This is a genomic window from Aurantimicrobium photophilum, assembly GCF_003194085.1.
Classification (GTDB): Bacteria; Actinomycetota; Actinomycetes; order Actinomycetales; family Microbacteriaceae; genus Aurantimicrobium; species Aurantimicrobium photophilum.
This window is the reverse complement of record NZ_CP023994.1, coordinates 679,712-694,188: the sequence shown is the minus strand read 5'-3', so window position 1 is coordinate 694,188 and position 14,477 is coordinate 679,712. Positions and strand designations below refer to the sequence as shown.

The 14,477-nt window shown below is 48.3% G+C and carries 14 protein-coding genes; 8 read left to right on the top strand and 6 right to left on the bottom strand.

What is annotated here, in order from left to right:
- The first annotated feature begins 37 nt into the window (after nt 1-37).
- On the top strand, nt 38-574 hold the full coding sequence (locus tag AURMO_RS03490; protein WP_110233179.1) for a PadR family transcriptional regulator: 537 nt from the start codon (nt 38-40) through the stop codon (nt 572-574).
- Here AURMO_RS03490 and AURMO_RS03485 read toward each other — a convergent pair.
- Nucleotides 571-1,425 carry a DUF1684 domain-containing protein gene (locus AURMO_RS03485; protein WP_239406863.1) on the bottom strand — a complete coding sequence of 285 codons (855 nt, stop codon included), beginning with the start codon at nt 1,423-1,425 and terminating at the stop codon, nt 571-573. The two genes, AURMO_RS03490 and AURMO_RS03485, sit on opposite strands and share 4 nt — an antisense overlap.
- A gap of 207 nt (nt 1,426-1,632) precedes the next feature.
- Between AURMO_RS03485 and AURMO_RS03480 the strand changes: the two genes are divergently transcribed.
- Nucleotides 1,633-3,690, top strand: a complete 2,058-nt coding sequence (locus AURMO_RS03480) for a glycosyl hydrolase family 18 protein (protein ID WP_110233178.1) — start codon at nt 1,633-1,635, stop codon at nt 3,688-3,690.
- Nucleotides 3,691-3,991: 301 nt separating this feature from the next.
- Nucleotides 3,992-5,134 (top strand): tyrosine-type recombinase/integrase, encoded by a 1,143-nt coding sequence (locus tag AURMO_RS03475; RefSeq protein WP_110233177.1) that lies wholly within the window; start codon nt 3,992-3,994, stop codon nt 5,132-5,134.
- 46 nt (nt 5,135-5,180) lie between these two features.
- Here AURMO_RS03475 and AURMO_RS03470 read toward each other — a convergent pair whose 3' ends face one another.
- Nucleotides 5,181-6,776: an RNA-directed DNA polymerase gene (locus AURMO_RS03470; protein WP_162532658.1), complete on the bottom strand. Its 1,596-nt coding sequence runs from the start codon at nt 6,774-6,776 to the stop codon at nt 5,181-5,183.
- 203 nt (nt 6,777-6,979) lie between these two features.
- Between AURMO_RS03470 and AURMO_RS03465 the strand changes: the two genes are divergently transcribed.
- The 5 genes from AURMO_RS03465 to AURMO_RS03445 all read left to right on the top strand — a co-directional run bounded on the left by AURMO_RS03465 (nt 6,980) and on the right by AURMO_RS03445 (nt 10,725).
- Complete coding sequence (locus tag AURMO_RS03465) at nt 6,980-7,546, top strand: recombinase family protein (protein ID WP_110233175.1); 567 nt, start codon at nt 6,980-6,982, stop codon at nt 7,544-7,546.
- A gap of 74 nt (nt 7,547-7,620) precedes the next feature.
- On the top strand, nt 7,621-8,262 hold the full coding sequence (locus tag AURMO_RS03460) for a DUF4352 domain-containing protein (RefSeq protein WP_110233174.1): 642 nt from the start codon (nt 7,621-7,623) through the stop codon (nt 8,260-8,262).
- 103 nt (nt 8,263-8,365) lie between these two features.
- A complete protein-coding gene (locus AURMO_RS03455; RefSeq protein WP_110233173.1) occupies nt 8,366-8,848 on the top strand; it encodes a hypothetical protein in 483 nt (160 codons plus the stop codon).
- Between the two features lie 81 nt (nt 8,849-8,929).
- Nucleotides 8,930-9,373: a hypothetical protein gene (locus tag AURMO_RS03450; protein WP_110233172.1), complete on the top strand. Its 444-nt coding sequence runs from the start codon at nt 8,930-8,932 to the stop codon at nt 9,371-9,373.
- 146 nt (nt 9,374-9,519) lie between these two features.
- On the top strand, nt 9,520-10,725 hold the full coding sequence (locus tag AURMO_RS03445) for a hypothetical protein (RefSeq protein WP_110233171.1): 1,206 nt from the start codon (nt 9,520-9,522) through the stop codon (nt 10,723-10,725).
- 54 nt (nt 10,726-10,779) lie between these two features.
- Here the strand turns inward: AURMO_RS03445 and AURMO_RS03440 are convergent, their stop codons facing one another.
- From AURMO_RS03440 to AURMO_RS03425, 4 genes are all read right to left on the bottom strand, one after another.
- Nucleotides 10,780-11,328 carry a hypothetical protein gene (locus AURMO_RS03440; RefSeq protein WP_110233170.1) on the bottom strand — a complete coding sequence of 183 codons (549 nt, stop codon included), beginning with the start codon at nt 11,326-11,328 and terminating at the stop codon, nt 10,780-10,782.
- A gap of 261 nt (nt 11,329-11,589) precedes the next feature.
- Entirely contained in the window at nt 11,590-13,134 is a 1,545-nt protein-coding gene (locus AURMO_RS03435; protein WP_110233169.1) for a DNA primase family protein, read from the bottom strand.
- Nucleotides 13,131-14,123: a bifunctional DNA primase/polymerase gene (locus AURMO_RS03430; RefSeq protein ID WP_110233168.1), complete on the bottom strand. Its 993-nt coding sequence runs from the start codon at nt 14,121-14,123 to the stop codon at nt 13,131-13,133. Before AURMO_RS03430 ends, AURMO_RS03435 begins: the two co-directional genes overlap by 4 nt.
- Before the next feature lie 101 nt (nt 14,124-14,224).
- Nucleotides 14,225-14,464 (bottom strand): helix-turn-helix domain-containing protein, encoded by a 240-nt coding sequence (locus AURMO_RS03425; RefSeq protein WP_110233167.1) that lies wholly within the window; start codon nt 14,462-14,464, stop codon nt 14,225-14,227.
- Between the last annotated feature and the right edge of the window lie 13 nt (nt 14,465-14,477).

The following is a 14,477-nucleotide window of genomic DNA, read 5'->3' as shown; positions in this document are numbered from 1 at the left end:
GTTCTCAGAGTGAGACTCTACTCAGTAGAGTGTTTTTATGGCCGTTCGCGAAGCACTCCTGGGGATCTTGACCCTGGGCCCCGCATACGGCCTCCAGCTCCATGCCGAGCTTGGCGCTCGTGCTCCGCACCGCGCCAAGACTAACGTGGGTCAGGTTTATGGCACCCTGGATCGTCTCAGCACGGCAGGGCTCGTTGTCCATCAGGGTCTCACCGAGGACGGACTCCCCCTTTATGCGCTGACCGAGGCGGGCAAAGAGCAAGCTGTTGCGTGGCTCGAAGGAAACAACCTTACTGTCCTGCCCGAATGGGCAGATGTCCAAGACGTCGTTCTGATCAGCTCAAGTGTGAGCGGACAGCATGCCACGGCGCTACTGACCAAGCTCGGTGCATTATTGGAACAGACTCCAGCAGCCAATGCACAGTCACCTGCCCAGCACCTGAACGAACAAGCTGCCATGCGCTATCGCGAAGCAGTGTCTGCATGGCTAGGAGATGTTCAGGCCGCAGTATTTCAGCCTCAGCCTGGCTATGCCCTAGGTCGACCCAAGAGAGGCCGCCCAGCAAAGTCCTAGTGGAGTAGATCGCCAGCTTTGTTGAGAACGTTCTTCTCCCCTGCTTCAACAGCAAAAGGGAAACGATTCTCTGCCGGAGGCATAGGGCAGTTGAAGTTATAGCTGAATGCGCACGGTGGCAGGTAGGCGCGGTTAAAGTCCAGTGTGATGGTGCCATCTGGATTAGGCGCAACCATGAGGAAACGGCCCACGCTATAGGTCACAGGACCTGATGTGGCATCCGAGAAAACAATCATGAGAGCACGGCCCTCTTTGAAAGCAGAGGGTGCGTATTCGACACCATCAATGCTGAAACGGATGTCGCCAGGAATCACCTTGTCACGGCCAGCACCTTGATCTTTGAGGTGAGACACCTCAACAGCACGACCGCCCTCAATAGGGGCGAATGTTCCGGTAATCACCCAATCAGGGTTGTAGTCGAATGCATCAATTGAGCCAAAATTCTGCAGGTCGTCCGAGTTGGTGTCCCAGACGCGAAGAGCATATTTGCCATCTTCACCTTTGATGACGGTTCCAGACTTGGTCTCGTCAAAAACGATGGTGGAAGCAGTCTCTGCATCCTTACCAGTGACAACGACTGTTCCATCTACAACGACACCATCAACAGTGATGTTCTCAGCTGCCGAAGCAGTCAACTGGATGCCCTTCTCGTCTTCAGGAAGTGCTGACCATAGCCCGTTGACACCCCAGATGCTTTCGGTCTCCCCAGGAGCTCCATAGAACCACTGAGTGTTGACCAGCGCGAGCGAACCCTGGGGCAGCAACGCCATTTCATGGCGGCGACTGCGGTAGTAGGCATACGCCTCTTCGGGGGTCTGAGGGGCGGTGGCGGCAGGTGTTGAAGTGGTCACAGATTCACATTAGTTCTCAAGGGGTTATGCCCCGTGGAGCCACTCCATTTTCACCAATCAAGAAAATACTTATCCACAGATTTAGACTTTTCGTCTAAAAAGTCAGACCTTTCCCAGCTTGGGGCAATTGGCTCGAAATATGACAGCTCGCCCTCTCAGCCACAAGTACCGGGTGAGCACAAACAATTCGATGAGGAGATAACCCACATGAAGTACACACGACCGACCGCGGCAATTGCCGCATTGGCAGCGACCGCCATCTCTATAGCAGGACTTTCTGCACCAGCCCAAGCAGTCACGAGCGACGTCAACGTGGACTGGAAGATCACCCAAGACTGGGGATCCGGATTCCAAGGAAGTGTCACGGTTAAGAACACTTCGACCAAGAGCATCAACCCCTGGTCCGTAACCATCCCCTACGCCAACACGATCAGTTCCACGTGGGACGCCACTGCTACAAGCACCACAGGCGGTTATCGTTTCTCAGGCCCCAACTGGAACCTTGCACTAGCTCCTGGCGCTTCCGTCACCTTTGGCTTTGTGGGAGCTTCAAAGGGTGGGGCAATGACGCCCACCACCTGCGTTGTCTCTGGCGCTACCTGCGCCGTGAACAATGGCTCTTCAACCGTGACCCCCGACCCTGTGCCAACTGTTGATCCCACGACCACACCGACTCCAGCCCCCACCACTCCCGCAACCTCAACCAGTGCACTCAAGGTCGCACTCAAGGTCACCAGCGACTGGGGCACGGGACGCAATGTGGACATGGTTGTGACAAACACGGGCGCCACCACATTGAATAAGTGGTCTGTCTCGCTCCCTTGGAAGGGCTCTAGCGTCTCAATGTGGAACGCAAGCTCCTTCTTAGCTGGTGGCGTACTCACTGCCACCAACCTGTCCTGGAACGGAACGATCGCTCCAGGGGCGTCTGTCTCTCTGGGCTTCACCGACAACGGAAGCTTTGTGCTTCCCACAACCTGCGCGACGACTGTGGGCACCTGTGAAGTGGCTGGTTCAGGAGTGACGCCGCAACCCACTCCCACCGAGACGGCCAAGCCAGATTCCACGCCAACCGTAGATCCCACTTCTCCCCCGGTTGACCCCACTACTCCACCAGTAGACCCTTACGTTCCGAGCCCCGATGCTTACACCGGGGATAAGAAGATCGTGGCGTATTACCCTTCTTGGGCAACCTATGCCCGTAACTACCAAGTCGCGGATATTCCTGCCGAGAAGATCACCCACATCAACTTCGCCTTTGCCAACATCGCTGATGGCAAATGTGTTGTGGGCGACTCTTATGCAGACACCGACAAAGCATTTGCGGGAGATAGCTGGGATCAGGGCGCCAAGCGCGGAAACTTCAACCAGCTCACCAAACTCAAGGCAGCTAATCCCAACCTCGAAACCATGATCTCGATCGGTGGCTGGACCTGGAGCAAGAACTTCTCCGCTGCAGCAGCAACGCCAGAATCTCGTCAGGTTTTCGTTGATTCATGTGTTGATTTCATGAAGACCTACGGGTTTGATGGCATCGACATTGACTGGGAATACCCCGTCTCTGGCGGTCTCTATGCAGGTACTGCAGCAGATAAGGCCAACTACACCGCGCTGCTTGCAGAGTTCAAGGCAGAGTTGGCAGCACAGACTGCAATTGATGGCGAGCACCACCCTCTCACCATCGCAGCACCCGCTGGCCCCACCACTATCCCTAACCTGGAAGCCAAGAACATTGGTGGAATCATCGACTGGATGAACCTCATGTCCTACGACTACCACGGCGGCTGGGACCCCATCTCAGGTCACAACGCTCCATTAAACGTGGGATCAAAGGACACTGCACAGGGATTTAGCATCTCTGATTCTGTTGATGCTTATCTGAACGCTGGCTTCCCTGCACAGAAACTCGTATTGGGTCTGCCCCTCTACGGACGCGGCTGGGAGAACGTGAGCACGACAGCTAACGGTCTCTACCAGTCCGGCGTGAACGCTTCCGTGGGCACATGGGAAAAGGGAGTTTTTGATTACACCGACATCAAGAACAACTATCTGCCAACCATGACTCGCTACTGGGATACCGAGGCACAGGTTCCTTACCTCTACGACCCAGCGCGCAAGCTCTGGATCAGCTATGACGACCCTCAGTCCATCAAAATCAAGGTCGACTACATCAAGGCTAAAGGCCTTGGCGGAGCAATGCTGTGGGAACTCAGCGGTGACCGAGATGAAGAACTCATCGACGTAATCGGGGCGAATCTCAAGTAGCCAGAAAACAAAGATAGGGACCCCCACGGGGGTCCCTTTCTTGTAGGGCGGACGGGACTTGAACCCGTGACCGACGGATTATGAGTCCCAAGTTTGCTCACTTGATTGTGACAGAAGTGAGCGCCCCTCCCTCTAAAAGACAAGAGAATTGCATCTTCTAATTCACTCGACAACTCGCTGTGTATTAGTTGTGTATTGATTTTGAATTCCTGCACTGCAGTAAATCAAATCGACAAAACCTAGATTTCTAGATTCTGGACTTCAGTAGCCAAACGGCTAACACGAAGAAAAGGAAAGTTCTATGAACGAATTGAAATCAAGTTCGAAGCCTAAATTACGTCAGAAAAACGGCACTGGACATACATACAAATTCCGAAATGGCTGGCGCTGCGTAATTCAGTTTCAGGGTCGCGTCATCACTGCCACAGGTCCTACCAAGTCCGATGCTCAGCGACGAGCAAGGGAGAAAATGGGGGCGATACGTCCTCTGAATTATGGGGTGGACCGAACTGCGGGAAATTTGAAAGTCGGACCATACCTACTGGACTGGCTTGAATACGAACACAAAAGTGAAATCGCATTCACAACATATAAACGATACAAAGGGCTACTCACCGTTCACGTAGTGCCATTAATCGGACAAATCTCCCTTGCCAAGCTTGAAAAGCGACACATCAATTCAATGTTGAAAGCCATGAAAGCGTCGGGGCAAAGTGACCGCTCACGCCAGCAAGCTCGTGCCGTACTCAGCAAGGGATTGTCGTCAGCAATTGATGAAGACCTGATTTCAGTTAACCCTGTTCGGGAGACTAAGCGGGTAGTAGTCAAGAAGCACATTATTGACCCGCTAAGTCCCGAGGAGGTCTCGAAGGTGTTTACCGCCGCCAAAGACACATCATCTCTTTTGCGTTGGCGTATCGCACTCCTTTACGGTCTTCGTCAAGGGGAATGTCTTGGACTTCGCTGGCAGGACATCAATTTCGAAAATGCAACTATGAATATTCGTGTTCAGATTCAAAACACAGAATCAGGTCGCGACTTCACAGATTTGAAAACAGAGCTGTCGCGGCGTGAATTATTTCTTGACGAAAAGACACTTATTTTGTTCGCAAAGCACCGTGACGAACTGGATGAATTCAGGTCGACAGTTGCGAGTGGCTGGCAAGAACACGATTTAATATTTCCCAACAAGCTGGGATTCCCTATGCAATCAAGCTGGGACAGTAAGTTGTGGCACCGCGCGTTGTCTGAGGCGGGAGTTTCTGACCGTCGCCTCCACGATGCCCGACATACAGCTGCAACCCTTCTCTTTGAGGAAAAGACTGACATTGAGGTAATCCGCCGTGTCCTTGGACACAGCGACATTGGTCTGACTTCGAGGACTTACGTCCACGCCTCTGCTGAACCCATGAAAAGGGTCGCTAATACTTTGAACGGTTTTTGATACAGACGAAGGGGCTGCAATCTCAGGATTGTGGCCCTTGTCACATCTAAAAAGACCATTTGTTGTTTACGAAATTGACGTTGTTGTTTTTCAAAATCTCGAAGACACCATCTTCGTCCTTAGAGATTTCTCCATTCAAAAATAATTGATATGCCAACAGCCAATACTCATCTGCTTTGCAAACATCATTCGGGTCACGAATTACAGCCTGACGAAAATTACTAGCTTTATCTTTGCGGAATTCGTATGCGACCGTCATAGGAACTACATCAGGAATAGAAATAAGAATGTCTATTAGCTCATCGTCTATAAATCCTGCGATTCCAAGAATCATCAAAACCCAAGCACGAGAATCAGAATTTAAGAATTGGTACTCACTTTTCAGCCAAATCTGGAGGGCACAAAGGTCTGCTTCATTAATTTCAGGCACGAAGTCAATAAATTCGTCCAAAAGCGGAGTCAGATATTGGTGAGTCTGTATTTCAAGGATTAGAAGTGTCGCCGCCCATTTCGTCTGGTTCAAACGAATTGCCTGCCGAAGAACTGCACGCATTCCATAACGAAGCGCCATCCCAGCATTGATATCTTCCGAAAGCTTTTCAGCTTTGACCCAGTACTTCAGAAGAGACTCTGGTGAATTCAAATCATGAACATCAATTTCGTTCAGTTCTAAAAGCCACTTCGGTGACGCTGGAATGTCCACTGTCTCCATCAGTGTTTTATGTGGGTTTATGGACAATTGCAATTTTGAAAGTTCATTTTCAAGTATTGATTGAAAACGAGTGACCTCTGCTCGGCTTTGAGCATAGAAAGTGTAATCGTCAATATGCCGCCTGAATCGGTTATCAAAAAATTCTCTGAGTTTCGCATCCACGCCAGAAAGCAAATATTCAGCGACAAGGTTCGAAGTTGCTGGACCGATGAGAATTCCCTTACTCATTTTTCTGTTGCTATCCAACAAGGCATTTTCTACTTTTGTCGAAAAATGATTCCTCACTGCGTCAGACTTCAAATTCGCCTGCACAAAATCACGACCTAAGGCAGCCCAAGCCAAAGTATGGGTGTAGATGGAGGGGTAAAACTCTTTGATATCGAATTTTGCTCTGTGTGTTGCGCCGAACTCCGATATCTCGTCCCAGTTATCTTCTGGATAAAGTCCATCAGAATAATTGCTCACGAAGACACGGCCATCTCTGAAGACCATTGGCCTTATTGCACTGTTCTTGTTCAAACTGAGAGGTTCAAGTGCCTCCCAGCCCTCTATCAGGGCATTTACAACGTTGCAATGGGACCAAGGATGAGGAATATGGGTTACCCGAACAGAACCCTCATGTCGTGTTTGACCGTAACTTACGGCTCCAAAGCCTCGTTTAGCACGGGTGTTTGCCAGACGGTCACGGCCAAGCAACTGATTCGACACTTCAGGCGTGAAGTCAGAAGTAGTGAACAGACTCGGAAGCTCTGTTTTTCGAGCCTTCATCCGAGGAAAATAATTGGCACTCAGAAGTGAGTGACGCAGTATTTCCTTTGTCAGTATTGGATAACCGTCAGCCCCGAAAGTAGTACTAAGCCCCAAAGTAGGGAGCTCAATGAGGTCGCCCTCCTGACCCAACTCAAAGCCTTCATCTTCAAAGTTGTCCACTGCTCCCCCAGACCTCACCTCAGTCAACGATATCTTCAGCGCATTACTCTCATTTACTTTGTTTTCAATATGTACACAAACGAACGTTTTTGTACATATTTATCAAGCCACGCCAAAAGCCCCAAGTTTAGATGGTTGACTTAGTAACATAACTCGTCTCAAAATCATTGTAATGTTAGCAACGTTTGTGTTACAGTTTATTTATGACATCAAGACGAATCGGATACGGCAGAGTTTCAACTCTCGACCAGAACCTCGAATCACAGAGTGACGCTCTCAAAGCGGCGGGTGCAGACAAAATCTTTGTTGAGAAAATAACAGGCACAAAAGCCTCACGACCTGAGCTGGACAAGGTTAAGGAGCAGCTCCGCGAAGGTGACACACTAGTAATCACTCGAATGGACCGTTTGGGACGCTCTGCAAAGGATTTGTTGAACATAGTCTCCGAGCTAGATGCTCTTGGGGTTGACCTTGAAATCATTGAGCAAAATATTGACACAAAGACTCCCGAAGGAAAGCTGTTTTTCACGATGGTGGCTGGCTTTGCGGAATTCGAACACAGCATGATGGTCGCACGCACAAAGGATGGTCTTGCAGCTGCCCGCGCAAGAGGTCGCGTTGGTGGCAGAAAACCAAAGATGACTCCTGCACGTGCCGCAGAAGCAGAGCGTTTGTACAAAGAAAAAAACATGACCGTTCAAGAAATTGCAGACATCTTTGGAGTCAGTCGCCCCACCATTTATCGAGCTGTCGCTCAATTAACTACATAATTTTTCGACTTTCCTCACTAAACTATTAGCGGGGGAAAATTGTTCTCCCTTTAACCTTAAATAGGGGGAACAACATGACAGACGCCAACAACACTGACCCAAAAGCCGCCAAGGCAGATGCCGCGGCTGCGAAGGCTAAAGCAAAGGCACTTCGTCCTTGGTTCAAGAAGAAGCGTTTCATCTTTCCAATCGTTCTTGTGGCGATAATTCTTATTGCTAACGTCGCAAATGCAGGCGGTGGCAATTCCTCAAACTCTGCAGATAGCTCAACTTCTTCCGAGGTAACTACTGAAGAAACAACGCAGGAAGAAAGCAAAGAAGCTGGACTGAACACACCAGTGGTCGATGGCAAGTTCACCTTCACCGTTACTGGCGTAGAGTGCGGAATCACCTCTGTCGGTTCAGACATGCTTGGGGAAACTGCTCAGGGCCAGTTCTGCCGCGTAGGTCTTGTAGTTGAAAACACAGGTAACGAGCCACAGTACATGTTTGCTGACAATCAAAAAGCATTCGATGCTGAAGGCCGTGAATTCTCTCCGTCAACTAGCGCCATGATTTACGACGGTGATGCAGGTGCTGCTTGGATGACTGAAATCAACCCAGGTAACTCAATTACTGGTTCGCTTTTGTTTGACATCCCAGCAGGTGCAACCCTCACCTCTATTGAACTTCACGACAGTGCGTTCAGCGGTGGAGTTAAGGTATCCCTGCAGTAAAAAGCAACAAAATTCAACTAAGGGAGGGGAAGTTCTTAGGGCTTTCCCTCCCTTTATTTTTACAAAATTTATACATTTCAGGCCGCAAAAGGAGCTTTCTAAAATGACCTCAGCGTATGTTCGTAAAATAAACTTGTCGCCATTATGGAAATGGACTTTGGGAATCTCGGTCGCTTCCTTGGGTATCTCAATTTGGTATTTCGTCGACACTTTGGCGTTTGTCTTCAAGTTTTCAACTTACGAACAAGAAGCTTTCAAAGAGCTAATTCAATTTGGGGCGGTTGTAGTCCTTTTAGGCTTCGTAATCAGCAACATTCTTCGGGGTAAGTTTTCCTCTGTTCCATGGCTACTTTTGGTTGCGTCAGTTGTTGAAGACTTAGCTTTCAGATTTATGAATTCGATTGAATCTGGAACGTTTAATTTGCCTCTGGTCAATTATTTTAAGGCTGGTGGTTGGAACTCAACGCTTCAAGAGGCAGGGCCAGCGATTGCACTGATGCAGCTATTGATTTCGGGTGTAATTTACCTCTTACTTGCATCTACTGTGTTGGCATTCGTTGCTTTGAAGAAAAAATCAAATAGATAGCTACTTTTGCCTTGTCATCGGAACAATGAGCAATCATTGTTTTGTGGTGAATACTTACACCTTTAGATAGAGTTTTACGAAATGGCAAAAATGCCAATTGGGGGAATTATGCAGTTTGTTAAAAAATTTTGGATGCTAATTGCTGGAGGATTAAGTTTCTTAATCGCTCTTTACGCTGCCACAACAATGCAGGTCAGCACTGGATATCTGAAAGGCGACGAAGAAATTTTCGTCAGTCAGCCTCTAAGCGGTGGTGTTTTCAGTACTTCAATCAACATGAAGGAATATCTAGAAATCACAGATGGCATTGATTCAGCCGTAGCAACGCTTTCGACTGTTTTTTGGGTATTTTTCATTGCAGGGGTGGCTTTAGTCATCATGTTTTTCGTACTAAAAAGACGAGCAAAGTCTCCTCGAAATGTAAACGTCGAAGTCGTTACGAACGTTCGTCAATGTCCATTCTGCGCTGAAGAAATAAAAGCTGAAGCAAAGATTTGCAAGCACTGCCAAAAAGAAGTTAGCTGAGCGAAATTAATATGGGCGAATCGACATCAAACATGTCCTCGGATGAGAGAGCATGCCCTTGGTGTGCTGAAACCGTAAAGACTAAGGCTGTTGTTTGTAAACATTGCAAGCGTGACATAACTACTGAGGAAGCCCAAAAAAGCTCGGTGGCTAGTGCTAAGAAATCAGTTCCAAATGAATCTCCAATTACCGTTTCACAAACTCCTTCTGGTTCGTTGAACCGAATTTGGGGAATCATTCTGGTTTCAGTTGGTGGCTTGTCCCTCATCACTGGTTCTTTTGGTTCAGTTTTGGGATTCATAATTTTTGTTCTTGTACCAGCGTCCTTCGGGATTTGGCTACTTATTAAAGCCAAAAAACAATCATCAGAAAGCACTTCTTCGACTGTTGAGAAAATCTCCAGCGTTGGAGTCAACACCCAGTCAGAAATAGCTGTCAAAGCAGCAAACCTCTACAAAGCGGGGGTGACTTCCTCAAAGAAACTGCTCTCTCAGAAAAAGAACATTTACTTATTGGTTAGCGCTTTCGTTGCAGTGTTTCTGCTTATTGTCGGGCTTACCGTCAAGGCAAATTTTGATGAACAAGCTCGAGTTGCGGCCGCTGCACTACTAGCAGAAGAACAAAAGGTTGAAGAAGCAAAGCAGGACTTGATTCGTGAATCCAAAACTGGGAAAGAGTTAATTGAAAATGCCCAAAATAGGTATGACGAGTCAGTCGGATGGTCAAATGACACTGACCGCGCTTCTTTACTAGCAGCAGTTGAAGTTGCTCAAAAAGCCCTCAAATCAAATAAATACTCAACGATTTCATCTGCAAACGCCAAACTTCTTGCTGCATTCAACAAGGTTGGAACTTTAGCTGAGGCGCAAGCTGCTGCTGAGAAAGCAGCTGAGGCCGCCCGTGATGAGCAATACAAGGCACTAGTTACAGCCAATGGCCGCCCAGGATGGGCTGAAACCGCAGGAACTGGTCGGAGTCAATGTGCGGGCATCAAAGAAAACAAATACGTTAACACAAACGACCCAACTGCTTTAGCTATCCACTGGATTGAGAACCCTGACAGACAGGTTTACGAGGCAGTTCAAGTTTATTGTCCCGAGTACCAACCTGCTGTTGACATTGCTAAAACTGGCTTTAAGGACGGAACCAAAGTAATCGGAAAGAACATCCCTGCAGGTACATACAGGACTGTCAAGGGAGTTTCTGATTGTTATTGGGAGAGAAACAACGGTAGCGGCGACATCATCGACAACAACTTCATCACTGCTGCGCCAAACGGAGTCGAAGTTCGGGTCAATGACGGTGAAGCTCTTGTAACTAGAGGCTGTGGTGTCTGGATAATGGTCGGCTAAATCGGGCATCAAACAAAGCATCCCCGTGCTCAATCACTCAGCAAGTAGTAAAGCCTAGCCTGAGGAACGGATTCGTCCCTCTGTCGTTTGTTGAATGTTTTGACCTATTTGGCACATCACATTTGAATTACCCGCCATAGTCCAAAACAGCCCCGACTCTCCCAGAGTCCTTGAAAGCGCTTCAGGTTGTAACGAAATCCAAGTATCTGGCTTGACTCTTCCGAGGTATTTGACCGCCTCGACCAGTTCCTCGGCAATTCGGCGAGCGCTACTCGTCTTCATGTTCCATTTTTGTGAATAGTTTGGGGAAAAGTCTGTGTCTTTTGGGATGGTCCATCCGTAGACTTTTGCCCTCAAATCCTGAGCGCGAAGTATCAGGTCTTCTGTATCAGTTACGCGCTGGGCCTCTATCGAGATGGTGTGGGAATCACCCAACATCTGGGCTTGAACGTAAAACGTTAAAACGGGGATTTGAGCGTCCAGAAAAGTCACAGTGAACGAGGACTCATCCCCATCGTTAAGGGCCGCTAAACAGGCTTCTAAGGCTTCTCGGATGCAAATGTACTGGCCATTTACATTATTGGGCAGTCGTGCGATTGACATTGAATTTCTCTCTTTTACTTCGGTTCGCTACCCACTCTTAATTTTCCCATGAGTGAGGAAAGTTGATTCTGTTTCGCAACGAAATTAGGTGACTTACTAACGCACCGATTGGATTTCAATGTGGTTGATTTATGGCTTGAACTTCTGTTTCCAATCGAGATATACAGGAGTGGCCACGTGGCCTCTCTAACTTCAAACCTCTTTAGTTATTTATATTTTTCTAAAAAGGATTGAAACCATAATGACCACGTGGCCTAAACCCTACTTTTGGAACTTCACCCCGCGAATAGCTACATAACGTTCAAGCTCTTCAGATTGGATTTCAGTTCCAAATATTCGCAACGGTGTGATGAAGGTGGTTTCCCACTGTCCTGCACGAACCCGCTTCTTCTCAACCCTCATAGGTCGAACTGTCTCATGTTCTAAAAACTTCGATATGAAGTTTGGCTGAGACATAGGCTTATTCCCTTGGGATTCCATCCAGTTTTTGTAAACGAAGTACAGGTCACTTGCGCTTACGTGACACGTTGCGTCAAATTCGATGCATTCCTTCACGAAGCCTTGCACCTTGTCACAGCGTTCACGCCATGACTCCAAATCGGCAGACATTTTGACCGTTGGGGCTAACGCCTTTCCTCCTCGGGACAAATTGGCATGAGCTGCCTCTACCATCAAGGCAAGCATCGCTTCGAGCTGACCGTCAGCATTTCCTTCAATTCGTGCCAGTAAATCTGGGTCAGCTAGCTTGTCGCCCGCGACTTGCTCTTTCTCGGGCCCCACATAGCGGTATGGGAATGTCAGTACGGTAAACCGTCTCCATGTTCCATGGTCAGTCTCATCAACACGGGGTAAATCATTGGTAGTCACGAATAACGTGTGGGTACTTCGCCATTCCACATATTCTTTGAACAAAAATCGCCCCTGAATAACAGGTGTGCCCACAACCTCTTTCAAATTTCGATTCGAAAATGTGTGACCTTCAGGAAACTCCTCAATTAGCGCAACACGCACTCCTCGAAGAGTCATCTTGTCGTTTGGCTGAACCTTTGACGACGCAGCCAACACAGTTACTGGAATTCGTCCGAAAAATGTACCTGCCGCCAAGTTGGCTGCGTGCATAACGCTTGTCTTGCCGTTTGCACCAAATCCCACCAACAAAGTAATCGTTGCGTCCTTTGGCTGGGAGCCAATCAACGCTTGGCCGTGTCGGTCGCAAAGCCAATTACGCTCCACAGCGTCCAAACACGTCAACATGCTTTCAACGTCATTGTGCCTAGCTTTTGGGATGTAGGGGACGTTTGTAATCTTCGTGAAGTAAAACTTCGGGTCTGATTTCAAAATCTCTAGAGTTCGAAGATTTACAACACCAGTAGGAGTATTAAGCAGGTCGTTACGTTGGTCGAACATGCCTGCGTCAACCTGTACTTGACCTGCGAGAAGGGCCACTATCGACTTAATCTTTGAAGCAGATAGCAGCTTCTTTACTTTCGTAGCGTCTAAAGCTGCACCTCCGCCTCCAGCCATGAAACGTGCATGAAGACTCGCGTTCGCAATACGAACAATTTCCACAATTGTCTGTTCTGAAACTCGATTCCAGACACACCCGTAGAAGGCCATCCAGCCGAATTCTTTATTCCACGCAATCCGCTCGTCAAAAACACAGTTGACAATCCATTCGGACATTTCAGAGTCAGTAGTTTCCACAGGCAAGCCAACGTCTTCAAGGACCATCTCCACAATTTCAATAATTGTGTCGTTCAAAGTCGGCAGTTCAACATCTTCAAACCCGTTATTGATTTCACTCATGCCTTTACACCTTCCGAGTTGTTAGTCCATTCGGCGCCAATAACCCACCGAATGATGTCCTCAAGTTCGTTTTGCCATCCGTCGTAGTTGTTTGTTGTCCGTTGGAATTTGTCGACAAGTTCAATGAACACAGGCTTGAGACTGTCCTCACCTTCTAATCGGCACTTATGAATGCGGATGACATATTTCAAAAGTTGCCCATGCCCTATGTGGTTTTGAGACGAAATAGCGTTTCGAATGGCGTTGGAACTGAACCAAGGCACGTCATCCCCGAGCCAATCAATCCATTCATCGATATCTCCAGCAAACGGTTCACGTGTCGCATCAGAGCTGTCTGAGTAATTGGTTGCCTTCGTGCGAGCACCTCGGTCTTTGTAGAGCCAATCTGGGGCTTCTGGGAGCATATTTAGCGATGAGGGCGCTCCCCCATACCAAATTGCGTAGGAACCCCCTGCGCGAATATCTACTCCGCGTAAACCTAAATAGTTAGTTGCAGGCTTGAGGGGGCGTCCCTTGCGAGCTCGGAATACGCAGTGCGACCCGCCAGAAGGAGTTCTATAGCTAACGAGAGATTGATAGTCCAATTCCCGAGAGTCCAATTCGTAAACTCCAGAAATCCCATTTTTCTCGTCCAAATCAATGACTACGAGATTCGCTGCACCAGTCCAATAGCCGACTCTGGCGTCTGGCCACTTTGCCCACCACGACCGAATGCTCTTTTCATCTGTTGTAGCGTCATAGAACCCGCCCGAGACCAGCGGAGTCTTGCGCTGCCCGTTTACAGGGAAGACGGGTAAACCAAGTACTGCAAGCGCAAGAGCGAGAGCCTCTCCCTCCAAAGAAACCCAGCAAATTGTGGATGTAGTCTTTTCAGAAGAAGTTAGGCTACCTAGCATTTCTTCATTACCCTCGAACGAGCTGCAACTCGTTTCGGGGGTTTTTCCTTTTTCTAAGGGCACTTCGCCCTTCGAATAAAAGTCACTTGTCACTATTTCTCCTTCATATTTTTTGTTGAAATCGGTGCTCGGCTTATGTAGTTCGAGCAAAGTTCGTCATGAAACTCTTGGAATAAATAACGAACCATTTTGCTCTAGTCGTTTTCATGCACATTCAGCTGTATATTCTTTTGTCGTTTACGCGCACGCAAACTTCTGTTGTATGCGTTGAAATCAATTTCGCCTTCAACGTCAGCAAGGAAATCTGGATAAATTCGCAAAACGCCGCGCAAACGTCTGTGCCTAATTTCATGAGCCGCAGCCATCCGTCGGATTGTGCTCTCACTTACGTTTGCGGCCAGTGCTGCATCTTTCACCTTGAGCATTTGTTGCATCTCTGCACCTCCT